This window comes from Paracoccus gahaiensis (assembly GCF_005048225.1).
In the GTDB taxonomy this organism is placed as follows: Bacteria; Pseudomonadota; Alphaproteobacteria; order Rhodobacterales; family Rhodobacteraceae; genus Paracoccus; species Paracoccus gahaiensis.
On sequence record NZ_SUNI01000018.1, the window covers coordinates 19,427 to 44,007 of the forward strand.

Below are 24,581 nucleotides of genomic sequence, written 5' to 3' on the forward strand. Positions count from 1 at the left end.
GGAATTTCCCAGCTCTGATTTCAGGGGCTAGAGTTGGCAAGGGTCGGAGGAGGACTCGGTTTACGACGAATGATGCCGTTGCGGCCATGCGATGCGCCCGCGCTGCATGGCCGCAACGGTCGACCCGGAAGCCCGGTCGGGAACGCTCCGGGCGTCGAGATAACTGTCTGGGAGGACATCATGACCATCAAATGCACATTCGCCGCAGCGGCCGCCATGGCCCTTGCCACCGCACTGCCCGCCAGCGCGCAGACGGCCGACGAGTTTCCAAGCAAGGCCATCACCTATATCCTGCCCTTCGATCCGGGCGGGGAGTCCGACATTGCCGCGCGCTTTCAGCAGGCGGTCTGGAATGCCCATACCGGTCATGACGTGATCATCCAGTATCAGCCCGGCGCGGGCGGCGCGCAGGCTTGGTCGCAGCTGAACGATATAGCGGGCGACGGCTATACCGTGATGGGCATCAACCTGCCCCACACAATCCTGCAGCCACTGGAAGGCAATGCCGGATACACGACCGAGGATCTGACCCCGATCCATTATTTCCATTACACGCCCAATGCCATCTTCGTCCCCTCGGACAGCGAATTCGAGACATTGCAGCAGCTGGTCGATCACGCCACCGCCAATCCCGGCATGGTCACGCTGGCCGGGTCGGGGTCGAAATCGGCCAACAATCTGGGCCAGCTGGAATTCGATCAGGCCGCCGGGATCACCACCACCTATGTGCCGTTTTCGGGCACCGGCCCGTCGATCACGGCGGTGCTGGGCAACCAGACGACGGGCGGGTTCAACTATGCGACCTCGGCGATGGCGCAGGGGGATGCGCTGCGGATGCTGGCCGTCGCCTCCGAGGAACGGATGCCCGCCTTCCCGGATGTGCCGACCTTTACCGAGCTGGGATTCGAGATCGTGGGCGGCGCCTATCGCGGCATCGCCGTGCCCGCATCGACCCCCGAAGATATTCGCCAGCGCCTGTCCGACATCGTGTCCGAGATCAATGCAGATCCCGAATTCGTGACCCGGATGGAGGAGGGCGGCTTTGTTCTGACCGACATCCCCTATGACGAAATGCCCGAATTCGTCGCGCAGATGACCGAGGAATACAGCGCAGGCGCAGCCGCCCTGGGCATCGGCGAATAACGGAGGCAGGTGGATGGAACTGCTCGGCTATTTCCTGAATGCGCTGACCCCTCTGAACCTTGGACTGGCGCTGGCGGGGGTCGTTCTGGGGACGATCATCGGCGCGCTGCCGGGGCTGTCCGCGACGATGGCGGTGGCTGTTCTGGTGCCATTCACCTTTGCCATGGAACCGGCCTCGGGCCTGATCGCGCTTGGCGCGATCTATACCGGGGCCATCTATGGGGGCGCCTTCGCCGCCATTCTGGTGAACACGCCCGGAACGCCCTCATCCATCGCCACGACCTTTGACGGCTATCCGATGGCGCAGCGGGGCGATGGCGGGCTGGCGGTGACGCTGGCCACGCTGGCATCCGTCTGCGGCGGCCTGATCGGTGCGCTGGCTTTGTTGTTTCTGGCCCCTCCGCTGGCCCGGGTCGCATTGGCCTTTGGTCCGCCGGAATATTTCTGGCTGGCGGTATTTGGTTTGACGCTGATCGCGGCCCTGTCCGTGGGCAACACTCTGAAGGGTCTGATCGGCGCCTGCATCGGCCTGCTCTTGTCGATGGTCGGCGTGGCCGTCGTCGGCGGGGATGTGCGCCTGACCGGAAACCTACCGTCCTTCCTGGGCGGGATCGACGTCGTGTCGGCGCTAATCGGTCTTTATTGCGTGCCGGTCATTCTGGATCTGGTCGCGACTCGGGCCGCACATCTTAAGGTGCCCGACAGCGACAAGGGCTATCGTCTGCGCGAGGCGGGCGGGATTGCCTGGGCCTCGCGGTTCAACGTGGTGCGGTCGTCGGTGATCGGCACCGTGGTGGGCATTCTGCCGGGCGCGGGCGGCTCGATCGCCGGTCTGGTCAGCTATACCGAGGCGCGGCGGTCATCCCCCCGCTCGGCCAATTTCGGCAAGGGCGAACCCGATGGCGTCATCGCGACCGAGGCCGCCAACAACGCTACCGTCGGCGGCGGCTTCATTCCCACGCTGGTGCTGGGCATCCCGGGCACGCCGCCCGATGCGATCATCCTGGGCGCGCTGTTGGTTCAGGGGATCCAGATCGGCCCGCAACTGTTCACGGGCGAGGCCGATATCGTCTATACCTTCATCTTCGGCCTGCTGATCGCCACCGTGCTGATGCTGCCCGCCGGGCTGCTGATCGGGCGCTATGCCTATCGTTCGATCATCTCGTTCCCGAAATCGCTGCTGGTGCCGACCATCGCGTTCCTGACCGTGGTGGGATCGTTCGCGATTCACTCCAGCGTCCATGATGTGCAGGTCATGTTCGGATTGGGCGTTCTGGGATGGGTGCTGAACCGGTATGGGTTTCAGGCCTCTCCCATCGTGCTGGGGCTGGTGCTGGGGCAGATCGCGGAACAGGGGTTCGTGCAGACCTATCTGATCGGCAATGCCAGCGGCAATCTGACCGGCATGTATTTCGGGCGTCCCATCAGCATCGGCATCATCGCGGCAGCGCTGCTGTCGCTGTGCTATCCATTCTATGCCGAATGGCGGGCCAAGCGGAAAAACACCCGTCCGCTGACCGAGATCGCCATCGGGGCCGAGGGGCATCCGGCCGAGACGGTCGTCGCCCCGGTCCGGGCCCTTCCCGCCGCCCGCGTCCCCGACACGGGCGCGCTGGTCGCGGCGGTGATGTTCATCGCGGTCGGCGCCCTTGCCCTGATGGATACGGGCGGGATGAGCGCGATGGGATCGGTTTTTCCCCGCGCCATATCTATCCTGCTGATCGCGCTGTCGCTGTTGATGGGTGTGCTTGCCCTGACCGGACGCGGGGTCCGTGCGACTCCGCCCGAACCGGCGGCGACCGCGCGGCGGCGCACCGTTCTGGGCGCCATCTTCGGGCTTTGGGTGCTGGCCATTCCGCTGCTGGGCTTTGCGGCCTCCGGGTTGATCGCCTTTCTGACGATGATGGTCGTGGCTGAACATGACCGCCAGCCGATGGCGGTCTGGGTGCGCCGCACGGTGATCGCCGTGGGGGTGGTGGGCGCGTTCTGGCTGCTGATGTCACGGCTGCTCATGCTGCGCATGCCTGCTGGGCTGCTTTTCTGACAAACCCGATCGTCACTGCGGCGATCCAATAAGATGAGGCTGACATGAACCCCAACCACGCACGGATCGCCGTCATCGCCGGTGACGGCATCGGCACCGAAGTCATGCCCGAGGGCATCCGGGTGCTGGAGGCCGCTGCCACGCGCTATGGGTTGAACCTGCGTTTCGACGACTTCGCGTTCTCGTCCTGCGATTACTTCGCGCAGCATGGCCAGATGATGCCAGACGACTGGAAGGCGCAGATCGGCGGGCATGACGCGATCTTCTTCGGGGCCGTGGGCATGCCCGATCAGGTGCCGGACCATATCTCTCTTTGGGGGTCGCTGATCCAGTTCCGGCGCGAGTTCGATCAATATGTCAGCCTGCGCCCCGCGCGCCTGATGCCCGGCGTGACCTCGCCGCTGGCCGGGCGGGGGCCCGGCGACATCGACATGATGATCGTGCGCGAGAATACCGAGGGCGAGTATTCCTCGATCGGCGGCAAGATGTTCCCGGGCACCGACCGCGAGATCGTAATGCAGGAAACAGTGATGACCCGCACCGGCGTGGACCGCATCCTACGCTTTGCCTTCGACCTGGCGCAAAAGCGCAGCGGGCGGCTGACCTCGGCCACCAAATCGAACGGCATTTCCATCACCATGCCATATTGGGACGAACGCGTGGTTGAGATGGCAATAGCCTATCCCGACGTGGCGGTGGACAAGTATCACATAGACATCCTGACCGCGCTGTTCGTGCTGCATCCGGACCGGTTTGACGTGGTCGTCGCCTCGAACCTGTTCGGGGACATCCTGTCGGATCTGGGACCGGCTTGCACCGGCACGATCGGCATTGCCCCCTCGGGCAATATCAACCCCGAACGGCTGTTCCCATCCTTGTTCGAGCCAGTCCACGGATCGGCTCCCGACATCGCCGGGCAGGGCATCGCCAATCCTGTAGGACAGATCTGGGCCGGGGCGATGATGCTGGAACATCTGGGCCATCCCCAGGCTGCGGCTGGCATCGTGGCCGCCATCGAACGCGTGCTGGCCGAACCTGCGTTGCGCACTCGCGATCTGGGCGGTTCGGCCGACACCCGCACCTGCGGGCAGGCCGTCGCCGACGCGCTGGCCTGAAAGACGAGGAGACAGATGATGAAGACCTACAGGATTGCAGCCATTCCCGCCGACGGCATCGGCCCCGAGGTCATCGCTGCCGGCCTTCAGGCACTTGAGGCACTGGCACGGCGTGATGGCGGGTTCACCGTCGATGTGACCGAGTTCGATTGGAGTTCGGACCGATATAAGAGAACCGGCGCCCTTATGCCGGAGGACGGGCTTGACCAGCTGAAAGCCTTCGATGCGATCTTCTTCGGCGCCGTGGGGGCCCCCGACGTTCCGGACCATATTACCCTTTGGGGATTGCGCCTGCCGATCTGTCAGGGTTTCGATCAATATGCGAATGTCCGACCGACAAAAATCATGCCGGGAATTTCCTCGCCCTTATCGAATGTCGGGCCAGGCGATCTGGATTGGGTCATCGTGCGGGAAAACTCCGAGGGTGAATATTCCGGCCATGGCGGGCGCGCCCATAAGGGGATGCCCGAAGAGGTGGGCACCGAAGTGGCGATCTTCACCCGCGTGGGGGTCACGCGGATCATGCGCTATGCCTTCCGGCTGGCGCAGGCCCGACCGCGCAAGTTCCTGACCGTGGTCACCAAATCGAACGCTCAGCGGTTCGGCATGGTGATGTGGGACGAGATCGCAGCCGAGGTCTCGAAGGAGTTTCCAGATGTAACGTGGGACAAGATGCTAGTCGATGCGATGACCGTGCGAATGGTAAAGGATCCGCGCAGTCTCGATACCATCGTGGCGACGAACCTGCATGCCGACATCCTTTCGGATCTGGCCGGTGCCCTGGCAGGCAGTCTAGGGGTTGCTCCCACCGCCAACATCGACCCCGAGCGCCGCTATCCGTCGATGTTCGAACCGATCCACGGATCTGCATTTGATATCACCGGAAAAGGCATCGCCAACCCGGTTGCCACGTTCTGGACCGCCGCGCAGATGCTGGAACATCTGGGGGAAACGGCGGCCGCTGCACGACTGATGCGCGCGGTGGAAAAGGTCTGCGCTGACCGGGTGATGACCCCCGACGTTGGTGGCGACGCCACGACCCAGCAGGTTACGGACGCTGTCTGCGACGCCATTCGCGGCGAGAATATCTGAGGCGGCGATGTGGGACGACGATGGTATCCGGAACCTGCTTCTTCGGATGATGGAGGCAGCCATAGCGGCGGCGGACCCTGCCGAGGCTCTCGCTCGACATCTGCCGGAAAAGCCGAAAGGCCGTTGCATCGTGGTGGGGGCGGGCAAATCCGCCGCTGCCATGGCGAGGGCGGTGGAACTGGCCTGGCCGAACGTCGACCTGTCGGGCGTTGTAGTTACCCGATATGGCCACTCCGTCCCCACGGACCACATCACCGTGCGAGAGGCCTCGCACCCGGTGCCCGATCAAGCGGGATTTGACGCCGCAACCGAGATCTTGCGCGTTGTCGAGGAGGCGGGGCGTGAGGATCTGGTGCTTGTCCTGATTTCGGGTGGTGGTTCGGCCTTGCTGAGCCTGCCACGCGATCCTCTGACTTTGGCGGACAAGGTCGCGGTGAACCGCCTGCTGTTGGCCTCTGGCCTTGCCATCGGGGAGATGAACCGTGTTCGTCGCCGCCTCTCGTGGGTGAAAGGTGGCGGCCTAGCCCGGGCGGCTATGCCCGCTCGAGTGGTCACGTTGGCGATTTCTGATGTGCCGGGGGACGATCCTGCCGACATCGCGTCGGGCCCAACGGTGCCAGACCCGAGCGCGACACGCGACCTGTCCCATCTGGCCGCGATGCTAGGTCCGACATTGCCCGCTGCGGCGCGTGAAATGCTTTTGAAACCCGCCGCGCCGCAGGCTGCATTCCTAGCTGATTACCGATTAATTGCTGCACCGCAGATATCGCTGGAAGCGGCGGCCGAGATCGCTAGTCGGTCAGGGGTCACGCCGCTTATTCTGGGCGATGCGCTGGAAGGCGAAGCAGCACAGATGGGGATCGTCATGGGAGGGATTGCGCGTGCCGTGGCAGCGCATGGCATGCCTGTGAGGGCGCCGGCCGTTCTATTATCGGGAGGTGAGGGCACGGTGTCCTTCGGGGCCTCCAGTCCGGGGCGGGGCGGGCGCAATACCGAGTTTCTATTGGCGCTGGCGCAGACATTGGACGGACATCCGGGCATTTATGCACTTGCCGTGGACACTGACGGCATCGACGGAACGGAGGATGCGGCAGGGGCCATGATTTCTCCCACCACCCTTGATCAGGCCCATGCGGTAGGCGTGGACCCACGTAAATTTTTGGCGGCTCACGACAGCTACAGCTTTTTCGATGCGTTAGGTTCTCTGATCCGAACGGGCCCAACGCTGACGAATGTCAACGATTTTAGAGCGATTTTGGTCCTCTAACGCCTCAACTGACAAATTCCCATGAGGAAGATCGTCTCACCTGGTCGTATGAGTGGACGAGCGATAGCTTAGTCCCGCACCAAAGATGCTGCCAAGGCTTAGATGGTTGCGATAGGCATCAGTGTCCGGTTTTGGGAAGCGGGAGGCAGAGGGCGATAGTAGGCGTTCGGCCGGTATGGGCCGACAGTCTCACGCAGTTTATGTCAGCGCTCCGGTCAGGATCGCGGCAACATGCTGCAGCGCGCGGTCCTTTGAGCGGCGCCGATGCCAGGCAAGATGAAGGGGAAAGCCTGCGACCGGGATCGGGGTGGGCAGGGCGACCAGGTCACTTGCCGCGGCCATCACCCGGGACGGCAGCATCGCGATCATGTCGGAGCCGCGCAGCAGGTCGGGCACCATGCCGAAACTCGGCACCACCAGCCCCACGCGGCGGAACCGTCCGAGGCGGGCCAGCACGGCGTCCAGCGGACTTTGCGCCTCGCCCCTGCCCGACACCAGGATATGCGGCCAGGCGAGCCAGCGGTCGAGGTCGAAGCCGGGGATTGCCGGATGCCCGGGGCGCAGGGCGATGAGATAATGCTCGGACAGCAGCTCGTCGCGCTGGATGCCCGGGTCGTCGTCCGGGAAGACCGAGATGGCGATGTCGGTGCTGCCGTCCATCAGCGCGGCCTTCGCGGCCCCCGCGCCGTGCCAGGGCTGGATCACCAGGTCGATGCCCGGGGCTGTCTCGGTTAAGGCACGCTGCAGCGGGCCGGTCACGAACAGCGCCGGATAATCCGCCATGGAAATCCGCAGGCACTGGCGGATCTCTGCCAGCGGCAACTCGGGCGGATCGACCAGATCAGTGACACCGGCCAGCAGCGATTTCAGCGGCGCGCGCAGGGCTTGCGCCTTGGCGGTCAGCCGCATGGTGCCGCGCCCCCGCTCCAGCAGTTGATCGCGGAACAGGTGTCGGCAGCGTTGCAGCGCGGCCGAGGCCGCCGGCTGCGACAGCCCCAGCCGATCGGCGGCCCGGCTGACATGCGCCTCGTCCAGCAGCGCATCGAGGATCACCAGCAGGTTCAGGTCAAGCGCGCGTAAATTCATGAAGGTGATAATAGACCAGATCTTTAATCGATTGGTGTAATTTTCTCAGTGGCGGCATCGTCCGGTCATTCCGACCAAGGAGACGACGATGACCAAGACCCTCATCCTGCTGTTTCATCCCGACCTGACCCGGTCCAAGGCCAATCGCGCCTTGGCTGGCGCCGCAGCCACCCTGCCCGGGGTCGAGGTGGTGGACATGACCGCCGTCGCCCCGGACGGGTTCGATCTGTCCCGCGATGGAGTAGCCGAGGCCGCGCGCTTGCTGGCCGCCGACCGGATCGTGCTGCAGTTCCCGATGCAGTGGTATTCCACCCCGCCGCTGCTGAAGGCGTGGCAGGACGCCGTGCTGACGCGGATGTTCTATCTGGCGTATGAAGCCGAGGGGCGCCACCTGGAGGGCACGCCCCTGATGATCGCCACCACGGCGGGCAACACGCCCGAGGCCTACAGCCATGGTGGGGCCAATCTCATGCCGATGGCCGATCTGCTGGCGCCGCTGCGCACGACCGCGCATCGCTGCGGGCTGGTCTGGGCCGAGCCCTTCGTGGTCTATCGCGCCGACAGGCTGACCCAGGGGGAGCTGGACGCCATAGCCGCCGACTACTGCGCGGCGCTGATCCGTTGGACCAACGCCTCCGCCCGGAAGGCGGCCTGAGCGATGGGCGGGACGCATGACACCTTCACGGATCCGGGCGCAGGCACGCCCCTGTGGTTCACCTTGGCAGCGCGCGCTCTGCCCGTTGGCATCTTCATCCAATTCCTCAGCGCCGGAACCGCGCTGTTTCGCGACGCGGAGATATGGGCGCTGCACGGCGCCATGGGCGGCGCGCTGGCCGTTCCTGTCCTCGCCCTTGCCGGTGGCGCAGCCTTGGTGATCCGGCTGCGCGGCTTCGGCTTGTGGGCGGGGCTGACCCTTGCGCTTTACCTCGCGCAAGTCGCGCTGGCCGCCGGGGCGAACCCGCTGCCTCTGTCCCTCCATCCGCTCAACGCTGCGTTGCTGCTGACCGCCAGCCTGACCCTGCTGGCCAAGGTCGAGCGTCGTTGTGCCCGACACCATCCGGATGGAGCCTGATCCCGGGCCCGGTCGACGGGCACCAAACCGGAAGATGGGCCGTGTGGCGGGGTGTCGTCGCGCCGCGCCGACCTGTCGGCGCGAGGCTGCCGCCGTCCGAGCCCTGCAGGACCGACAGGCCATTTTTGCAGCAGAGCCCGATGCCGCCCCTCCAAAGCTGCGCGATGTCGCAACTTGCAGCCGTGCCCCGCGTTCAAGGGCGGGTCCGGAACCTCATCCCTGAGGAGCACCCCGCGTTTTGCCCAGCAAGGTAACTGATGATCAATCCGTTTCGATTTCGACCGGAGACCCCGGATACCGCCGCCGAGCCGGACGCAGAGGAGCTTGATGGCGGCACCGGAGATTGGGAGGACAACTGGCTTTCCAACGTCATGGCCTGGGGCAGCCGGGTCTTGCTTCCGTCCTGGTGCGATACCCCCAAGCACTGGACGTCACGCCTCATGCAATATTTTCACACGTCCTGCCCCTGCTGCCTGTTCTTCAGGGGCATCGTGGTCGGGCTACCCCTCGGACTGGGCATCGGGATGGCATTCGGCCTTCTCATCTGACACGGCGCGCGGTGCTATTTCCCGCCGAACAATGCCACGGCCGTCAGCCGCCCGCCGCCCGCAGCCTCTGCGGCGAAGCCTATGTGAGACGCAGTCGAGCCGCCCAAAACATCGCCTTGGGTCGCGGCCTGCCTCCAGTCCGAACCGATCGTGGAAAGATCCCCTTCGGTGACCGAGGCGCCCGATCCGCCGATCATCGCAGATTGCACGCTCAGGCTGGTCCAGCCCGTCGAACTCTCTGGCAGCAGATCGAAGATGTTCCCGGGAAGCTCTTCTGCGTCTCGTGCCAGATGCTCCAGAACACGTGCCGCGGCCTCGTCCAGATCGACATCGTGTTCGAGCGGCGCCAGGCTGGCGTCAGTGCGAGCATCGTTGATCTGCCGAACCGCAGTTTCGGCAATGTCTCCGGGGCCGAGCGCCGGACCGGCGCCCGCCTCATTCGCGCCGGGGCCGGAGAACGTCTGAACCGCGTAGACAGTGCTGCCTGCACCGGCGATCCCAAAGCCGAAGCTGTCAAAGCCGTCGGACAGGATGTTCTCGCGATGCCCCGGGCTCTGCATCCAGCCGTCGTGGAAGGCGTCCACGCGATCGACGTCCGGCGGTGCCGCGCAGCCGGTGCAGGTGGCGATGTTTTCGCCGCTGACGGCCCAGCTGTTGCCGCCCGCGGCAAGGAAGCGGTCGAACGGTGTCTCCCCTTCCGGCGAGACGTGGTCATAGAAGTTCCGCTCCAGCATGTCCGCGGCATGACCTTGCGCTGCGTCATCCAGCACGTCGCTGCGCGTGAGGGCACCAAGGTCCGCCTCCTCGCGCGAGGCGTTGGTTCGCTCCAGTGCTGCCTCTCGCAGCTCGGCCAAGTTGTCCGCTTCCTGCGAAAGGGCGGGGGAGGCAAGGGGCCAGGTCAGAACGTTGACAAGGATGATGGGGGTCAGCACTGGGTGGCGTCGCAAGGTGGTTCCTCCTGTTGTCCGGGAGACGAACGGTGCGCGGCAGGCAGGGTTGCACCGGACGCGTGTCACTTCCTAAGAAGCGCCCCGTGTCCGCCGCTCTGGCGACACGTGGGAATGCCGCGAGACTGGCAGGTGCGCCTGCGTCGAGGCCGGTCCCGTGACGCTGCACTGCACCATCAAACGGAGGACGACGGGCGGCTATGGACCGAATTTTCTTACCGCCTTAGCATGGCACTCAGTTCGACGGACTTGGCAGCAATGCTGTGCTTCCTGGTCCTCGTCAGCCATGCACCTCACGCGCTGATCCTGGCCTCCCGCATATCTCGACCCGGTGGCGAGCCGAACAGGCGGGCATAATCGCGCGTGAACTGCGGCACGCTCTCATATCCGACGGCATGGGCGGCATGGCCGATCGCGGCCCCCTGTGCCAGCATCCGGCGGCGCGCCTCGATGAGCCGCAACTGCTTCTGGAACTGCAAGGGCGAGAGGGTGGTGATCGCGCGGAAATGCTGGTGGAAGGAGGATTCGCTCATCCCAGCCAGTTTAGCCAGATCGGTGACGCGCAGGGTGTTTGCGTATTCCTGGCGGATCAGGGCGACTGCGCGGGCGATACTATGGGCATGACTGTCGACCGCACCAAGCGCCCGGATCGCGGCGCCATGACGGCCTGTCAGCAGCCAGTAATGCATCTCGCGCAGAAGGGCCTCGCCCAAGACCGGCTGCGCGGTGGGCCGGTCCAGAAGGCGCATCAGCCGCCAAGCGGCATCCGTCACATCCGGATCGGCAGGCTCGATCCTGACCGGGGCCCTGTCGCTAGCACCCAGATCCGCCTCCACCGCAAGTTCGCGCAACAGGGCCGGGTCCAGTTCCAGCGCCAGCGCGTAATAGGGGGCTGCGGGGCTCGCCTCGATGATCTCGCTGACCGTGGGCACATCGGCGGTGATCACCAGCGCCTCTCCCGCGCCATAGTCGAAGCGGGTCGTGCCCATCGTCACCCGCTTGCGACCCTGAAGACAGATCGCGACGAGCGGCTTTTGCACAGCCACCTGCAATTCGCCGGGCGAGAGCTGACGCATCACGCCCAAGCCCCGAAACGGGGTCGGTGCAAGACCGAAGCGGTCCGCATGGGCGTCAGCGTGGCGGCGGACAAGGGGGAGAAGGCTGGGCATCGACGGACTCCGAGGGACGAGGCTTACAGTATCAGGCAAGCCTAGTGCCCTATGCACAAGTCGTCCCGCCGGATTTCACCGAAACAGGCAAGAGAGGCCGAGGAACAGGCAACATAAGTCAGTCGTCATGCCCCATCTTCTGTCTCATCTGCTGAAGAGAAGGAACAAGACATGAGCAAGATCGCACTGGTCACCGGCGCCAACCGAGGCCTTGGCCGCAACACCGCCCTGTCCATCGCCCGCCGTGGCGGCGATGTCGTCGTCGCCTATCGCGGCAATGCCGCCCAAGCCAATGAGGTCGTCAGGGACATCGAAGCGCTTGGCCGCAAGGCTGTGGCGCTTCAGCTTGATGTGTCGAAGCTATCGGAACTCCCGTCCTTTGCCGCGGCGCTGCAGCGCTGCTTGCAGGATGTCTGGGGGCGCGACAGCTTCGACCATCTGATAAACAATGCTGGGCATGGCGAGTTCACCCCCTTTGCCGAAACCACCGAGGCGCAGTTTGACGGGCTGTTCAACGTGCATGTGAAAGGGGTCTACTTCCTGACACAGGCCTTGCTGCCGCTGATCGCGGATGGCGGGCGGATCGTGAATTTCTCGACCGGCCTGACGCGGTTCTCCGCAGAGGGTTTCTCGGCCTATGCCGCGGCCAAGGGGGCTGTCGAGGTGCTAACGCGCTATCTGGCGAAAGAGCTGGGGCCTCGCGGCATCGCGGTCAACACCGTGGCCCCTGGCGCCATCGAGACGGATTTCGGGGGCGGGATCGTGCGCGACAACGCCGATGTGAACGCGCTTTACGCGGGAATGACCGCGCTTGGCCGCGTGGGCCTGCCAGACGATATCGGTACGATGGTGGCAAGCCTGCTGTCCGACGACAATCGGTGGGTCACGGGGCAGCGGATCGAAGTCTCGGGCGGTCAGGCGATCTGAAGGCACGGTCCCGGGTCAGCGCGGCAAAGCGCTGGCCTGCCTTCACCCCATTGCAGGCTGCTGCGCGGGGGTCATCTGACTCGTTGGAACAGCCTCTCCGCCAGTAGATATCGCGACGCTGCGGGTCGACAGCGCTGGCGGCGCCGGTAAGCACCTCATCCCGAACCTGCGCCGCGCTCTGGGAGAGCACCATTCGAGCTTGGTGCTGGTGGGTGACCCACTGTGCCTGTCGACCGGTGTCCGGATGGCGGAAACCACGCTGACAAGATCCTGTTGAAGACCGACGTCCGTCCGAGCGCGTAGAAGTCCTCTTCAGACAAACCAGTCATCGGGCGTGGTCGCAAAACTGGAAGCATGTCATCCCCATCTGTTCCTTGATGAAAGGATGGAGCAAGCTGCGTGCTCGGAATACGCTGTATTGTGCAGGATATTTTTCATGAATGACAAACTGTCTTGGGCGGATCTGGAGGTTTTCTTCCATGTTGCCGAAAGCGGGGGCCTGAGTGCGGCCGGGCGGTTGACGGGGCTCAGCCCTCCCACCGTCGGGCGCCGCATGCTCGCTTTGGAGCAGCGCGCGGGACAGGCCTTGTTCCATCGGTCACAGATCGGATACAGCCTGACCCCGGCGGGAAAGGCGCTGCATGACCGGGTCCGCGTCATGCATTCCTGTTCAATTCCGGTGCAGGAAATCCTGCACGCGCGACGAGAAACGCCATTGATCCGCCTGTCCGCAGGCACGGCGACGGCGCATTTCCTGGCGGACAAGTTCAGCCTGCTGAACCGATCCAGCGACGGCTTCCGGCTGAACTTCGTGACGACGGAAGCGGTGCTGGACATCGCGCATCGGGAAGTCGATCTGGGTATCCGCAATCGTCCCGCCGAGGGAGGCAATCTGGCCTCGCTCAGCCTGGGCATCCTGCGTTTCGCCCCTTACCGGAGTTGGAGCGTCGGCAACCCCGATCTGCTGGGGTGGGTGGGGATCGATCCGGCCCATGCCAAACATGCCGCGGTCCGATGGCTGCACGATCAGGGACATGGGATCAGCGTTCTGGCAAATTCGATCGCCACGGTTCATGAGCTTGTAAGGTCTGGCGCAGGCATCGGTGTCATGCCCTGCATGATCGGAGATTGTGATTCGTCGCTGGCGCGTATCGGCCCGATCATCGAGGAGCTGACTGAACAGCAGTATCTGGTGATGCATGACGACGACCGCCACAGATCCCCAATACGCCGGCTGATCGAGCGATTGACGAAGATCTATCAGGACAATGGCCCCTTGCTGGCCGGAGACCGGCCCATGCGGGGAAGTGCATCCGCATAGCGATCGCAGCAAGGTCCGATCATCGCACCGTGCCAAGGCCCCGCCCACACCGCCGGGGCCTTGGCACGGACATCACGGCTGCATGCGTTCCGCACACCGGGCGACCCAATCCCGGATCGCCGGCGCCTCGGGCATCAGGTCCGGAAACCAATGAAACGGCGAGCTGCACAGCATGTCCGCCGCGGTGAACCGGTCCCCCAGCAGATACGGCCCCGGATCAAGCGCCTCGGTCAACCGCGCCGTCATCGTGTCGATGTCGCGGAGCGAGGCGGTGACCGCGGGATGGCTCAATTGCGCCCAGTGCAGCAGGATCAGCGGCTCCATCACGCCCTGATAGTAGAACAGCCACGACAGATAGGCGCCGCGTCCCACTTCGCCGGGCAAAGGGCCGAGCTTGGCGTCTGGATAGGCATCGGTCAGATACACGATGATCGCCCCGCGCTCGCGCAGCGTCTCGGCGCCATCGACAAGATAGGGGACCTTCTTCTCCGGGTGCGGATTTGCCGGGTCGGGCTGGCCGGAACCATCCTGGCGCGGGATCGAGACCTCGCGGATCTCGACATTGGCCTCCAGCATCCGGACAAGGGTCGCGATGGTGTCGGAACGCGATTGTGGCGCATGATAAAGAACGGGCATCACGGATTTCCTTCAGATCTGGATGCACCTGACATAGCTTGGGGCTCCTGACAGAACGAGGCAGCAGCAAGATGGCACGACAGGACAGGCTGATGCGCCTCATGACTGCGCTGCGGCGGCTGCCCGCCCCGGTGACTGCCGCGCGGCTGGCCGAGGAAACGGAGATCTCACGCCGGCAGCTTTACCGCGACATTGCCACGCTTCGGGCAGGCGGAGCCTTGATCGATGGCGCGGCGGGGGTTGGATATGCGCTGACCGAAGACGCCGTCCTGCCGCCGCAGAGTTTCTCGCAACTGGAGATCGAGGCTTTGATGTTGGCGATCGGCAGCCTGCGCCATCTTGGCGACGCGACGCTGGCGCGGGCGGGCGGCGATGCGGTGGCGCGGATCATCGCGACCCTGCCGGATCGTCAGGCCCGGCAGGCGATGCACAGCGTCATGCGGACCTGGCGTCCGACCGACATGCGTCCCGATGTGGTGGTCGACATGGACCTGCTGCGGCAGGCCTGCTGGGACGAGACCAGCCTGTGGATTCGCTATCGCGATCTGAAGGACCAGATGACCGAACGCGAGATCTGGCCGATTTCCATGTCCTATAGTCCCGAGGCGCTGCTGCTGCTGGCCCTTTGCCAGGCGCGGCAGGACTATCGTTTCTTCCATGTTGCCCGCATCGAGGCTTTGCGTCCAGGCGGAACAAGCTTCCGGCCACGCCGGGCAGAACTTCTCCGCAGATTTACAGCGCAAAGGATGGATAAAAAGCAGGATCCCAGGACCAGCCAGGATGCACCGTGCCAGTCGTAGCCTGACCTTCAGCGCCCTTTTAAAGGCAAAGTGGCGCCGAGGAGACGAAATGAACAGGGTGCGGTCGGCACCTCATCTCGCGATCCACCTGTCGGTTATTGTAACTCTGTCCCCATCAGAAGCATCGTCCGGTGAGAATTGCTGCAGCAGGCATGCGCGGCCGGATCAAGAAAATCGCATTGCAACGATCTTCAATGGCCGGAGGGCGACTATGAGCCGTTCTCTGGCTCATCAGCCGATCGTCGCATCTCGGGCAGCCGCGTCTCTGACCATGGCGAGGAACGCCGCAAATCCCGCCGACGGGTTGCGCCTGCCGGGGTAATACAGGCTGAAGCCCGGGCGGGGCGGGGTCCAGTCGGCCAGCAGGCGGGTCAGCCGCCCGGCAGCGATGTCCTCGGCTACGTCCTGCTCGATGAAGAACCCGATGCCGGCACCGTCCAGGACGGCCGTGCGGGCGATGGCCGCCTCGTCCAGGGTCAGGCGGCCCTGGGCCTCGAGCTGGATCACCTCTCCGGCCCGCTCGAAGGCCCAGCGGAACAGCGCGCCGTTCGGCAACCGCACGCGGAAGCAATCCATCAGCGGCAGGTCGGCGGGGCTCAGCGGCATGCCATGGGCCGCAACCCAATCCGGCGAGGCCACGACGGCATAGCGCTGCGGTCGCCCAAGGGGCAGCGCGATCATGTCCCGGGGCACCAGATCGGCGGGGCGGAGGCCCAGATCGAAGCCCTCGGCCACGATGTCGACCAGCCGTCCCTCGGTGACCAGATCGACAGCCATGTCGGGGTATCGGCGCAGGAAGGACAGGACCAGCGGCGCAATCTCGCGTCCCGCCTGGACCGAGGCGTTGATGCGCAGCACCCCCGACGGTGTCTGGCGCTGCGACTGCACCGCCTCCATCGCGCCGCGGATCTCGGCGACGGCGGGGGCGATGCGATCGACGAAGGCGCGCCCGGCATCGCTCAGCGAGACGCTGCGCGTGGTGCGGTTGAACAGGCGCACGCCGAGGCTGGCCTCCAGCCGCGCAATGCTGTGCGACAGCGCGGTGGTGGACATGCCCAGATCCAACGCCGCCGCCCGGAACGATCCGCGCCGCGCGATGGCCAGAACCGCCTCCAACCTCATCAGCCCGTTGTCCATTGTCCCGATCCTGTCATCGTCAGATGCCGGTTTGTCCTGATTATCCACACGGTGGTCCAGGGCTATGTTGAACGCATCAGAAACGAAAGGACCGATCTCATGCAATTGCCCCCTCCTATCCAGACCTATTTTACCGCCCGCGCGCCACAGGATGGCGACGCCCTTGCCGCCGTCTTCGCCCCCGATGCCATCGTCCATGATGAGGGCCACGACCATCGTGGCACCCAGGCGATCCGCGACTGGTGGCTGGCCGCAAAGGCGAAATATCGCCACCATGCCGAGCCGATCGGCTTGGAGCAGGCTGGAGGAAAGACCATCGTCCGGGCGACTGTGACCGGTGATTTCCCCGGCAGCCCTGCGGTGCTGAGTTTTACCTTCGGCTTGGCCGGCGACCGCATCACCGATCTGGAGATCGGATGATGTCGGATTTCCTGACGCTGAAGGGCAAGCGCGCCCTGATCACCGGCGGCACGCAGGGCGCAGGCGCGGCCACCGTGGCGCTGTTCCGCGAGCTGGGCGCACAGGTTCTGATCACGGCGCGCAAGTCTGTCGACCTGCCGGAGGCGCTGTTCGTCGCTGCCGATCTGACCACGCCGGAAGGATGCGAGGCTGTCGCCAACACCGTGCAGGACCGGATGGGTGGCACCGACATCATCGTCCACATGCTGGGCGGCTCCTCCGCCCCCGGCGGCGGCTTCGCGGCCCTGGGCGATCTGGAATGGCAGGCCGAGTTGGCCCTGAACCTGCTGCCCGCACTGCGGCTGGACCGCGCGTTGGTGCCGGGCATGATTATACAGGGGGCGGGCGTGGTGATCCATGTCACCTCGATCCAAGCCCGCCTGCCACTGCCCGAGGCGACAACCGCCTATGCCGCCGCCAAGGTCGCACTGTCGGTCTACAGCAAGAGCCTGTCCAAGGAGGTCTCACCCAAAGGCGTGCGCGTGGTCCGCGTGGCCCCGGGCTGGATGGAGACCGTGGCCTCGATACGGCTGGCGGAACGCGTGGCGGCCGATGCGGGCACGGATCTGGACGGGGGCCGCCGGATCATCATGGACAGGCTTGGCGGCATCCCCATCGGCCGCCCGTCGAAGCCAGACGAAATTGCCAACCTGATCGCCTTCCTGGCCTCAGACCGCGCCGCGTCCATCACCGGCACGGAATATGTGATCGATGGAGGGACGGTGCCGACGGCGTAGCGACCGCTGCATCCTGTTGTTCGCTGCTACCAGCGCAAATGTCCGATCTGGAGAAACTGCGAGGCTGCAACTGACGCAGGCTGAGCGTCCGCTATGGGCCGAACACAAGCGAAACATGCCATCCACCTCCTCATCGAAGGCGTCAGTCAACAAGGGCGAGGCTGGGACCGTTTGGATATCAATCCCCGCCGGCCATTGCGACAATGGATTCAGGCCTTTGAAGGCTCGACCTCACCCTCTTCCTCGCCGTCCCAATAGTGGACGCGAACGGCGTGAACCTTGATCAGTGCCATGCCCTGCGTGTCGATCCCGTCGGGGAACCACCGGTCGATATCGGGGGACCAATGGTCGGCGAAGGCCGCCTTGTCGCGGATAAGGCTGGCCTCGCCCTCGACGGCCACGAATAGAGGCGGCGCGCCCAGGATGCCCGCGCGACCCTGGAAGGACAGCGCGACATGATGGTCGCGCTCGATGTCGCTGACGGTGCGCGTGTCCTCATAGGTGAAGTAATAGCTGTCACCGTCCCACTCGACCTCGCTGTTGTTGCTCATCGGGCGTGTGGCCAATTGCCCGCCCTCGGTCCGGGTGGTCAGCATGGCAAAGTCGATCTTGCCCATTGCCTTTGCCAAGTCTTGGATTGTCCTGCCGGCCATGGTTCCCCCCTAAGAGTTACAGATGCATACCGTTCCGAACGCCGACCTCATGGGTTTTGTTGCGCGCTCCAACGAGCACGCCCGTGTAGGGGTTCAGACGGTGTCGCGGTGTGCGACGAGCTTTCGAAAGTTGCTTTCGCCAATGATCTGGATGGGGTGGCCGACAGCCTGCATGTCTTCGGCTTTTCGGTGCTTGCTGCTTTGCACATGTCCGGCAAGCAGGGACAAATCCTGATCCCCGACGACAAGGTGAGTGGTCTGCTTGGTCACGCTGGCCTTGACAGACATCCCGGCCCGGGCCGCCAATTCGGCGGCCTCGGTCCGGGATAGCACAAGCGCGCCTGTGAAAACCACGGTGGAACCGGCCAAGGGCCCTGACGGGTTTCCCGCCGTGGTGATCGCGGGCGCATGGGTCTTTTTGCTGGCAGGCTTGATCAGGTCGTCGAAGGAAAGACCAAGATGGCGCTCGGCGTGCTGCACGACCATTGCAGCTGCGCGGGCGTCCTCGCCCGCGTCATGGTGGTGGAACCTCAGGTTCAGCGTCCTCTTGAGGTTGGCCAACCCGTGCCCGCCATTGCCCTTCAGCTCGGGCCAGGCCCGCCTTGCGATCATGACGCTGTCGCTCCACCGTAGGTCGGGCATGTCGATGCCGCAGGACCTGCAGGCGGCAGTCACCGCCTGCCTGTCGAAATTGCTGTGCTGGACAAGATGGTGCTGCGTCAGCAGTGGCAGCAGAACCTCCAAGGCGTCCGCAAACCCGGGTGCCTCTGCGACATGGTCCGGACCGATGCCATGGAGCCGGATGTTGAAGGGATCGAACCGGCTGCGGGGATTGATCAGCATCGAGAATGTCTGGATCTCGTCATCGGGTTGCACGCAGGCCAGCCCGATCTCGCAGATGCTTGCGGCATCGCTGCATGCTGTTTCCACGTCCAACGCGATGAAGCGAAAGCGTCCCTGGGGGACTTGGTCTGTATGGCCAAAGGACAATCTGGCAGAGGCTGGGACGGATCGAGACGAGGATGGTTCAAAACCCTCCGCCCGTCGCGGATCGCGACGCTGCGGCTCAGAGCTGCGTCCGAGAAGCCAGTCAAACAACCCCATTCAAATTCACTCCACCAAACTTGCTGCATTCTAACCGAAGACGTTGCCAAGGTGAGACACTTGTTTGCGCGGCTCGATAGTCTTGATGGGCATGCGGATGGAGGTTAGCAGCCCAGACCTTCTCCGAAGCTTATTCTGCGAAGATCAATGCCCCACTAGCGTCACTGCCCGTTGTCTTATGCTCACCGTCAAGGGAGGACCCCAATGGAAACCATGATGCTGCATCGCGGACGTCTCATCGATCATCTGCATCTGGTGGTCGAGGACTATCCCGACGCCTTGCGCTTCTACAGTGCGGTGCTTCAAGTGCTGAATGTGCCGATCGGCGGCTCAGGTGACGACTATTTCTGGGCCGATGAGCTGTTCGTCTCGACCCTTGGGAGCGAGGCGGCGGCAGGCGTGCCGACTGGGCGGCACCATCTTGCATTTCAGGCAGCCAGTCGCGAGATTGTGGATGCCTTCCACGCGGCAGGCGTGGCCGCAGGGGGGTGCGACAATGGCGCGCCCGGCTTACGGCCGTATCACCCGCAATACTACGGCGCCTTCCTCCTGGATCCTGCCGGAAACAATATCGAGGCGGTCTATCACGGCCCGGCTGCCCGAAGCGCGCCCTCGGTAACGGTCGAATTCGAGTCGTGAAAGGCCTTTCATCTTGCAGCCAATCCAATCCGAGCAGCTACCATCGGGAAAATGACGACTGCGTGCTTACAAGGTGTCTGTCGGCTTCAGGTCGCCGAGACGGCTGACTTTACTTTTGCTGTCTGCCCCTTCTCCTGGTCCTTCGGCTGACCTGCTCCCATAGACGCTATCCTATGTCCACGGGACCACGCCTTGCTTTTACAGCTGTCCTATTTTTAGTCGACGCGCGAGTGTCGCCAGCCGCTGGCCGTCAGCATGAAATCAGCCCGTCTTTGCGCAACGGGACAAGTTTGCTTCGTCCTGTGCTAAGCCAGATGAAAGGGATGCTCTACTCTTGCTGCATTTGCGGCCCATCCCCATCGGAGGAAAGAAAGAATGAAGCGCACAATCGTTTTCGCAACTCTCGTCTCGGCCACGACGCTGTCACCCGTCCATGCGGCCGAGGCCGAGGCATGCCGGGCCCCAAGCTTTTCGGACGTTGGTTGGACGGACATCACAGCAACGACCAGTGCCGCAGCAATCGTTCTGGAAGGGTTGGGATACACCCCTGAAATTCAAATTCTGTCGGTGGCGGTGACGTTTGAATCGCTAAGACAAGGCGACACGGACATCTTTCTGGGCAATTGGATGCCGTTGCAGGAGCCGCAGCAGAAGCCCCTGGTTGATGCCGGCGATATCGAGGTGATCCGCCCCAACCTGGAAGGGGCATTGATCGGCTTTGCTGTGCCCAAGGCCGCATATGACGCGGGGCTGAAGACCTATGCCGATATCGCCGCATTCCAGGACCAGCTGGGCGGGCAGATCTATGGCATCGAGGCGGGCAGCAGTGCCAACACCACGATCCTGAAGATGATCGAAGAGGACAGCTTTGGTCTGGGCGAGTTCGAGCTGGTCGAATCCAGTGAACAGGGCATGTTGGCGCAAGTTCAGCGCGCCATCGGATCGGAGGACGCGATCCTGTTCTTTGGCTGGCGTCCGCACCCGATGAACGTGCGCTATGATCTGGAATACCTGACCGATGGCGACGACATGTTCGGGCCCAACGATGGCGAGGCGACCGTGCTGACGAACACCCGCAAGGGTCTGTCCGCCGACTGTCCCAATCTGGGCGCTTTCCTGTCCAATCTGGCTTTCACCGTCGAGGCAGAGGATATCATGATGTCCTACATTCTCGATGAGGGGTTGGAACCCCGCGATGCGGCCACGCGCTGGCTGACCGAAAATCCCGCCGTGCTGGACGGCTGGCTGGCGGACGTCACGACCTTTGACGGCCAGCCGGGACTAGCCGCCGTGACGACCGCCCTGGATCTTTGATCCGCGCCGGGCAGCCGTCGGCGGCTGCCCGAACCGCCGCCGGAAGGCGCGCGACAGCGAAGCGATGGATGAGAACCCCGTGCGCACGGCGATATCGGCCATGGGCAGGTTGGTATCCGCAACCAATCTGCGGGCCAGTTGTAGGCGTAAGGTCAGGTAATAGGCCGCCGGCGAGGTCTGGACCAGATCGCGGAAAAGACCCTCCAGGGTGCGGGTCGAACATCCTGTCCGGCCGGCGATCTCGCGGATCGACAGCGGGGTGTCGAGATGCTGTTCCATGAGGGCGACGACCGGTGCTAAGCGCCGGTCCAGATGGCTGTGGCGGCCAAGCGAGACAAGGGGCTGCGCGTCGGTCGGCAGATGCACCTCGTCATAGACATAGACGCTGGCGACATTCAGCGCCGCGCCTGTCCCCTGCCGCGCCCGGATCAGGGCCAGCATGAAATCCAGAGCCGGGGCGGCTCCCCCCGTGGTGAAGATCGGCCCATCCACCACCCACCGGTCCGGGATCACGCGGATCTGTGGAAAGCGGGCGGCAAAATCCTCCAGATCCTCCCAATGGGTTGTGGCGCGGCGATGATCCAGCAGTCCGGCCATGGCCAGCACCCAGCTGCCGGCCTCGATGCCGCCGACCATGCGGGCGTGCCGTGCGGCCTGACGCAAGGTCGCCAACAGCGCGGGTGTGACATGGTGCGTAACATTGAAGGCGGCGACCACGATCAGCAGGTCGCAGTCGCCCTGCGCGGCCAGCGGACCATCGACCTGCAGGGCCAGCCCGCAGCTCGTGCGGACAGGCTGGCCGTCGATCGACACGACCCGCCAGCGATAAGGCTGCTGCCCCGAGATGCGGTTGGCCGCGCGCATCGGGTCCAGCGTTGCGGCCACGCTCATCAGGGACGCGTCGGGCAGGATCAGGATCGTTGCCATCAGGGGCTGATCGGATTTCTGGAAAACCATCCGCGCCTTATTTCCGCAGCATCTGGCCCAGTGCCGATATCACCGCCCCAGCCCGACGGACCTGCCCGCCCCCTCGGGTGCCGGCATTCCGGCATGGCGGTCAACCCAGCCTGACAGATGCGCTGCCACTGCCGGATCCGGATCAGAGGTGCGCCGGGTGGACAGGTCGGTGTGCAGCAGCATCGTCTCGACCGTGGCGGTGAGAGTGTCATCGCGCCACAGGCGGTTGAACAGATGCAGCCGTTTGCCCGCACCCGCCATCACCTGTGTGGTCACTGTCAGGCGATCACCTGCATGCACCTCGTCCAGATGCCGGATATGGCTTTCGACCGTGAAATAGCTGCGGCCCGACGCGATGTAGTCCGCATCAACTCCGATCATCTGCATGAAGCGATCGGTGGCCAAGGATGCCGTCTCCAGGTAATGCGTCTCGTTCATGTGGCCGTTATAGTCGGTCCAGCTGACGGGAACCTGCCGCATGGCGGTGATGGGCAGGCCGTCACCTTCCCCTGCATCGGGCAGGGCGGCCTCGTGGGCGGTGACCACCCCCCCAGCTCCGCTGCCGGTGCGGCGCAGAGCGCGGATCATCGCGACCACATTGTCATCGCGCAGGCGTTCCAGTTCACGGATGGACAGGTGGCCCGATTGCGCGTCGGATTGCGAGGCGATCAGATCGACCAGCTCGTCGTTGAATTCCGGCACGTCCATCAGCTTGGTCCAGGGCCAGGACAAGGCCGGGCCGAACTGGGCCATGAAATGGGCCATCCCGGCCTCTCCGCCGGCGATGCGATAGGTCTCGAACAGGCCCATCTGCGCCCAGCGGATGCCAAAGCCCATGCGGATCGCCTCGTCGACCTCGGCGGTTGTGGCGATGCCGTCCTTGACCAGCCACAGCGCCTCGCGCCACACGGCCTCCAGCAGGCGGTCGGCGATATGGGCGTCGATCTCGTGGCGGACGGTCAGAGGATACATGCCAATGCTGCGCAGGATATCCGCCGCGCGCGCGCAGGTGTCCGTATCGCCCACCAGTTCGACCAGCGGCAGCAGATAGACCGGGTTGAACGGATGGGCGACGATGGCATGCGTGCCCGCCGCGTTCAGTTCGGACGGCTTGAAACCCGAGGTGGAGGACCCGATGATCGCCTGCGGCCCCGCCGCAGCCGCGATCATCGGCAGGATGCGGTGCTTGACCTCCAGGACTTCGGGGACGCTTTCCTGAACCCAGTCCGCACCTGCGACTGCCGTGGCCAGATCGGCATGGAAGGTCAGACGCCCTTCGTGGGGCAGGGCGCGATCATAAAGTGCAGGCAGCGCTCGTCGGGCATTGTCCAGCACCGCGGCGATCTTGCGTTCCGCCTGCGGGTCGGGATCCGCAACCGCGACGTCCCAGCCGTTCAGCAAGAACCGGGCCGCCCATCCGCCACCGATCACGCCGCCGCCGATGATCGCGGCCTTCATGCCGCCACCCCGGCGGGGGCGCGTTTGATCAGCCCCAACCGGTCCCGCACGGCCTGCGGGCCGATAATCCGGGCGCCCATGTTCTCAGTAATGGTGACCGCGCGTTCGACCAGTTGGGCATTGGTGGCCAGCTGTCCCTTGCCCAGCCACAGGTTGTCCTCCAGCCCAACGCGGATGTTGCCGCCCGCAAGCACGGCGGCGGCGACATAGGGCATCTGGTCGCGTCCCAGGCTGAACGCCGACCAGCACCAATCCGCAGGCACCGCGTTCACCATCGCCAGAAAGGTGTTCAGATCATTGGGCGCGCCCCAGGGCACCCCCATGCACAGTTGCACCAGCGCCGGGCCGGTCAGCGTGCCCTCAGTGACCAGCTGTTTGGCGAACCACAGATGGCCGGTGTCGAAGGCCTCGATCTCGGGCTTGACGCCGAGGGCTGTCATCATTGCCCCCATGGCGCGCAGCATGCCCGGCGTGTTCGTCATGACGTAATCGGCCTCGGCAAAGTTCATCGTGCCGCAATCGAGGGTGCAGATCTCGGGCAGGCATTCGGCGATATGGGCCATCCGCTCGGTTGCACCGATCATGTCGGTAGCCTGCGCGTTGACGGGGAACGGGGCCTCGGTCGGGCCGAAGACGATGTCCCCGCCCATGCCCGCCGTCAGGTTCAGGACAACATCCACTTCGGCGTCGCGGATGCGATCGGTCAGCTCGCGGTAGAGATCCAGCCTGCGCGAGGGTGCGCCGGTCTCGGGGTCGCGCACGTGGCAGTGAACGACCGCCGCCCCCGCCCTGGCCGCGGCGATGGCGCTGTCGGCGATCTGGCGCGGGCTGCGCGGCACATGGGACGATCGGTCCTGCGTTGCGCCGGAACCGGTCACGGCGCAGGTGATGAAGACGTCCTTGGTCATGGCAAGCGGCATTGCGGGCTCCTATTGGGTCACGCGCCAAGGTTAGAC

25 protein-coding genes are annotated in these 24,581 nt (G+C 64.5%); 15 read left to right on the top strand and 10 right to left on the bottom strand.

The genetic code is table 11. The features are described 5' to 3' along the window. Positions 1-180 precede the first annotated feature (180 nt). Genes FA743_RS15835 through FA743_RS15855 form a run of 5 tightly spaced genes read left to right on the top strand, consistent with a single transcriptional unit; the run spans position 181 to position 6,661 of the window. Positions 181-1,143 (top strand): tripartite tricarboxylate transporter substrate binding protein, encoded by a 963-nt coding sequence (locus FA743_RS15835; protein WP_136887073.1) that lies wholly within the window; start codon positions 181-183, stop codon positions 1,141-1,143. A 13-nt stretch (positions 1,144-1,156) separates the two neighbouring features. After that, positions 1,157-3,187, top strand: a complete 2,031-nt coding sequence (locus FA743_RS15840) for a tripartite tricarboxylate transporter permease (RefSeq protein ID WP_136887074.1) — start codon at positions 1,157-1,159, stop codon at positions 3,185-3,187. Positions 3,188-3,231: 44 nt separating this feature from the next. Then, complete coding sequence (locus FA743_RS15845) at positions 3,232-4,302, top strand: tartrate dehydrogenase (RefSeq protein ID WP_136887075.1); 1,071 nt, start codon at positions 3,232-3,234, stop codon at positions 4,300-4,302. 15 nt (positions 4,303-4,317) lie between these two features. Then, positions 4,318-5,394 (top strand): tartrate dehydrogenase, encoded by a 1,077-nt coding sequence (locus tag FA743_RS15850; RefSeq protein WP_211242295.1) that lies wholly within the window; start codon positions 4,318-4,320, stop codon positions 5,392-5,394. 7 nt (positions 5,395-5,401) lie between these two features. After that, positions 5,402-6,661 carry a glycerate kinase type-2 family protein gene (locus FA743_RS15855; protein WP_136887076.1) on the top strand — a complete coding sequence of 420 codons (1,260 nt, stop codon included), beginning with the start codon at positions 5,402-5,404 and terminating at the stop codon, positions 6,659-6,661. 198 nt (positions 6,662-6,859) lie between these two features. Here the strand turns inward: FA743_RS15855 and FA743_RS15860 are convergent, their stop codons facing one another. After that, complete coding sequence (locus FA743_RS15860) at positions 6,860-7,747, bottom strand: LysR family transcriptional regulator (RefSeq protein WP_136887077.1); 888 nt, start codon at positions 7,745-7,747, stop codon at positions 6,860-6,862. A gap of 88 nt (positions 7,748-7,835) precedes the next feature. Between FA743_RS15860 and FA743_RS15865 the strand changes: the two genes are divergently transcribed. From FA743_RS15865 to FA743_RS15875, 3 genes are all read left to right on the top strand, one after another. Beyond that, complete coding sequence (locus FA743_RS15865) at positions 7,836-8,402, top strand: NAD(P)H-dependent oxidoreductase (protein ID WP_136887078.1); 567 nt, start codon at positions 7,836-7,838, stop codon at positions 8,400-8,402. Positions 8,403-8,405: 3 nt separating this feature from the next. Beyond that, the gene (locus FA743_RS15870; RefSeq protein WP_136887079.1) at positions 8,406-8,819 is read left to right on the top strand and encodes a DUF6220 domain-containing protein; all 414 of its coding nucleotides are present in this window, start codon (positions 8,406-8,408) and stop codon (positions 8,817-8,819) included. Between the two features lie 257 nt (positions 8,820-9,076). Then, positions 9,077-9,367, top strand: coding sequence for a hypothetical protein (locus FA743_RS15875; protein WP_136887080.1), 291 nt, complete (start codon positions 9,077-9,079; stop codon positions 9,365-9,367). Positions 9,368-9,381: 14 nt separating this feature from the next. On the opposite strand, the gene FA743_RS15880 is transcribed toward FA743_RS15875, so the two are convergent. Both FA743_RS15880 and FA743_RS15885 read right to left on the bottom strand, forming a co-directional pair. Continuing rightward, positions 9,382-10,314, bottom strand: coding sequence for a CAP domain-containing protein (locus FA743_RS15880; RefSeq protein WP_169308915.1), 933 nt, complete (start codon positions 10,312-10,314; stop codon positions 9,382-9,384). A gap of 293 nt (positions 10,315-10,607) precedes the next feature. Beyond that, positions 10,608-11,483 carry an AraC family transcriptional regulator gene (locus tag FA743_RS15885; RefSeq protein ID WP_136887082.1) on the bottom strand — a complete coding sequence of 292 codons (876 nt, stop codon included), beginning with the start codon at positions 11,481-11,483 and terminating at the stop codon, positions 10,608-10,610. 171 nt (positions 11,484-11,654) lie between these two features. Between FA743_RS15885 and FA743_RS15890 the strand changes: the two genes are divergently transcribed. Next, positions 11,655-12,410 (top strand): SDR family NAD(P)-dependent oxidoreductase, encoded by a 756-nt coding sequence (locus tag FA743_RS15890; RefSeq protein WP_136887083.1) that lies wholly within the window; start codon positions 11,655-11,657, stop codon positions 12,408-12,410. Between the two features lie 436 nt (positions 12,411-12,846). Continuing rightward, positions 12,847-13,731, top strand: a complete 885-nt coding sequence (locus tag FA743_RS15895; RefSeq protein WP_169308916.1) for a LysR family transcriptional regulator — start codon at positions 12,847-12,849, stop codon at positions 13,729-13,731. 72 nt (positions 13,732-13,803) lie between these two features. Here FA743_RS15895 and FA743_RS15900 read toward each other — a convergent pair whose 3' ends face one another. Then, on the bottom strand, positions 13,804-14,367 hold the full coding sequence (locus FA743_RS15900; protein ID WP_136887085.1) for a glutathione S-transferase family protein: 564 nt from the start codon (positions 14,365-14,367) through the stop codon (positions 13,804-13,806). A 92-nt stretch (positions 14,368-14,459) separates the two neighbouring features. On the opposite strand from FA743_RS15900, the gene FA743_RS15905 reads away from it, so the two are divergent. Further along, positions 14,460-15,167, top strand: a complete 708-nt coding sequence (locus tag FA743_RS15905; protein ID WP_425467198.1) for a helix-turn-helix transcriptional regulator — start codon at positions 14,460-14,462, stop codon at positions 15,165-15,167. 231 nt (positions 15,168-15,398) lie between these two features. On the opposite strand, the gene FA743_RS15910 is transcribed toward FA743_RS15905, so the two are convergent. Further along, positions 15,399-16,304 carry a LysR substrate-binding domain-containing protein gene (locus tag FA743_RS15910; protein ID WP_136887087.1) on the bottom strand — a complete coding sequence of 302 codons (906 nt, stop codon included), beginning with the start codon at positions 16,302-16,304 and terminating at the stop codon, positions 15,399-15,401. Between the two features lie 99 nt (positions 16,305-16,403). Here FA743_RS15910 and FA743_RS15915 point away from each other — a divergent pair, with 99 nt between their 5' ends. Beyond that, a complete protein-coding gene (locus FA743_RS15915; RefSeq protein ID WP_136887088.1) occupies positions 16,404-16,724 on the top strand; it encodes a nuclear transport factor 2 family protein in 321 nt (106 codons plus the stop codon). Then, positions 16,721-17,500, top strand: coding sequence for an SDR family oxidoreductase (locus tag FA743_RS15920; RefSeq protein ID WP_246054994.1), 780 nt, complete (start codon positions 16,721-16,723; stop codon positions 17,498-17,500). Before FA743_RS15915 ends, FA743_RS15920 begins: the two co-directional genes overlap by 4 nt. 209 nt (positions 17,501-17,709) lie before the next feature. Here FA743_RS15920 and FA743_RS15925 read toward each other — a convergent pair whose 3' ends face one another. Together FA743_RS15925 and FA743_RS15930 are read right to left on the bottom strand one after the other, a co-directional pair. After that, the gene (locus tag FA743_RS15925; RefSeq protein ID WP_211242297.1) at positions 17,710-18,129 is read right to left on the bottom strand and encodes a pyridoxamine 5'-phosphate oxidase family protein; all 420 of its coding nucleotides are present in this window, start codon (positions 18,127-18,129) and stop codon (positions 17,710-17,712) included. Positions 18,130-18,246: 117 nt separating this feature from the next. Beyond that, positions 18,247-19,083 (bottom strand): exonuclease domain-containing protein, encoded by an 837-nt coding sequence (locus FA743_RS15930; RefSeq protein WP_246054995.1) that lies wholly within the window; start codon positions 19,081-19,083, stop codon positions 18,247-18,249. A gap of 378 nt (positions 19,084-19,461) precedes the next feature. Between FA743_RS15930 and FA743_RS15935 the strand changes: the two genes are divergently transcribed. Next, positions 19,462-19,896: a VOC family protein gene (locus FA743_RS15935; RefSeq protein ID WP_136887092.1), complete on the top strand. Its 435-nt coding sequence runs from the start codon at positions 19,462-19,464 to the stop codon at positions 19,894-19,896. A 375-nt stretch (positions 19,897-20,271) separates the two neighbouring features. After that, a complete protein-coding gene (gene choX / locus FA743_RS15940; protein ID WP_136887093.1) occupies positions 20,272-21,210 on the top strand; it encodes a choline ABC transporter substrate-binding protein in 939 nt (312 codons plus the stop codon). Here the strand turns inward: choX and FA743_RS15945 are convergent. From FA743_RS15945 to bcoG, 3 genes are read right to left on the bottom strand one after another with little or no spacing between them, the layout of a single operon-like run. After that, complete coding sequence (locus FA743_RS15945) at positions 21,178-22,167, bottom strand: GlxA family transcriptional regulator (RefSeq protein ID WP_136887094.1); 990 nt, start codon at positions 22,165-22,167, stop codon at positions 21,178-21,180. The two genes, choX and FA743_RS15945, sit on opposite strands and share 33 nt — an antisense overlap. Before the next feature lie 39 nt (positions 22,168-22,206). Next, positions 22,207-23,625: a carnitine 3-dehydrogenase gene (locus FA743_RS15950; RefSeq protein WP_136887095.1), complete on the bottom strand. Its 1,419-nt coding sequence runs from the start codon at positions 23,623-23,625 to the stop codon at positions 22,207-22,209. Beyond that, a complete protein-coding gene (gene bcoG, locus FA743_RS15955; protein WP_136887096.1) occupies positions 23,622-24,545 on the bottom strand; it encodes a 3-dehydrocarnitine:acetyl-CoA trimethylamine transferase BcoG in 924 nt (307 codons plus the stop codon). The genes FA743_RS15950 and bcoG overlap by 4 nt, the downstream gene beginning before the upstream one ends. Positions 24,546-24,581: the final 36 nt, after the last annotated feature.

Bases quoted from the DNA above. Each gene is read 5' to 3' on its own strand.
- FA743_RS15875 (WP_136887080.1), top strand. From the start codon at position 9,077: ATGATCAATCCGTTTCGATTTCGACCGGAGACCCCGGATACCGCCGCC.
- FA743_RS15895 (WP_169308916.1), top strand. From the start codon at position 12,847: ATGAATGACAAACTGTCTTGGGCGGATCTGGAGGTTTTCTTCCATGTT.
- FA743_RS15890 (WP_136887083.1), top strand. From the start codon at position 11,655: ATGAGCAAGATCGCACTGGTCACCGGCGCCAACCGAGGCCTTGGCCGC.
- FA743_RS15935 (WP_136887092.1), top strand. From the start codon at position 19,462: ATGGAAACCATGATGCTGCATCGCGGACGTCTCATCGATCATCTGCAT.
- FA743_RS15860 (WP_136887077.1), bottom strand. From the start codon at position 7,747: ATGAATTTACGCGCGCTTGACCTGAACCTGCTGGTGATCCTCGATGCG.
- FA743_RS15910 (WP_136887087.1), bottom strand. From the start codon at position 16,304: ATGGACAACGGGCTGATGAGGTTGGAGGCGGTTCTGGCCATCGCGCGG.
- choX (WP_136887093.1), top strand. From the start codon at position 20,272: ATGAAGCGCACAATCGTTTTCGCAACTCTCGTCTCGGCCACGACGCTG.
- FA743_RS15840 (WP_136887074.1), top strand. From the start codon at position 1,157: ATGGAACTGCTCGGCTATTTCCTGAATGCGCTGACCCCTCTGAACCTT.
- FA743_RS15885 (WP_136887082.1), bottom strand. From the start codon at position 11,483: ATGCCCAGCCTTCTCCCCCTTGTCCGCCGCCACGCTGACGCCCATGCG.
- FA743_RS15850 (WP_211242295.1), top strand. From the start codon at position 4,318: ATGATGAAGACCTACAGGATTGCAGCCATTCCCGCCGACGGCATCGGC.
- FA743_RS15900 (WP_136887085.1), bottom strand. From the start codon at position 14,367: ATGCCCGTTCTTTATCATGCGCCACAATCGCGTTCCGACACCATCGCG.
- FA743_RS15920 (WP_246054994.1), top strand. From the start codon at position 16,721: ATGATGTCGGATTTCCTGACGCTGAAGGGCAAGCGCGCCCTGATCACC.
- FA743_RS15865 (WP_136887078.1), top strand. From the start codon at position 7,836: ATGACCAAGACCCTCATCCTGCTGTTTCATCCCGACCTGACCCGGTCC.
- FA743_RS15855 (WP_136887076.1), top strand. From the start codon at position 5,402: ATGTGGGACGACGATGGTATCCGGAACCTGCTTCTTCGGATGATGGAG.
- FA743_RS15950 (WP_136887095.1), bottom strand. From the start codon at position 23,625: ATGAAGGCCGCGATCATCGGCGGCGGCGTGATCGGTGGCGGATGGGCG.
- FA743_RS15915 (WP_136887088.1), top strand. From the start codon at position 16,404: ATGCAATTGCCCCCTCCTATCCAGACCTATTTTACCGCCCGCGCGCCA.
- FA743_RS15870 (WP_136887079.1), top strand. From the start codon at position 8,406: ATGGGCGGGACGCATGACACCTTCACGGATCCGGGCGCAGGCACGCCC.
- FA743_RS15835 (WP_136887073.1), top strand. From the start codon at position 181: ATGACCATCAAATGCACATTCGCCGCAGCGGCCGCCATGGCCCTTGCC.
- bcoG (WP_136887096.1), bottom strand. From the start codon at position 24,545: ATGCCGCTTGCCATGACCAAGGACGTCTTCATCACCTGCGCCGTGACC.
- FA743_RS15945 (WP_136887094.1), bottom strand. From the start codon at position 22,167: ATGGTTTTCCAGAAATCCGATCAGCCCCTGATGGCAACGATCCTGATC.
- FA743_RS15845 (WP_136887075.1), top strand. From the start codon at position 3,232: ATGAACCCCAACCACGCACGGATCGCCGTCATCGCCGGTGACGGCATC.
- FA743_RS15905 (WP_425467198.1), top strand. From the start codon at position 14,460: ATGCGCCTCATGACTGCGCTGCGGCGGCTGCCCGCCCCGGTGACTGCC.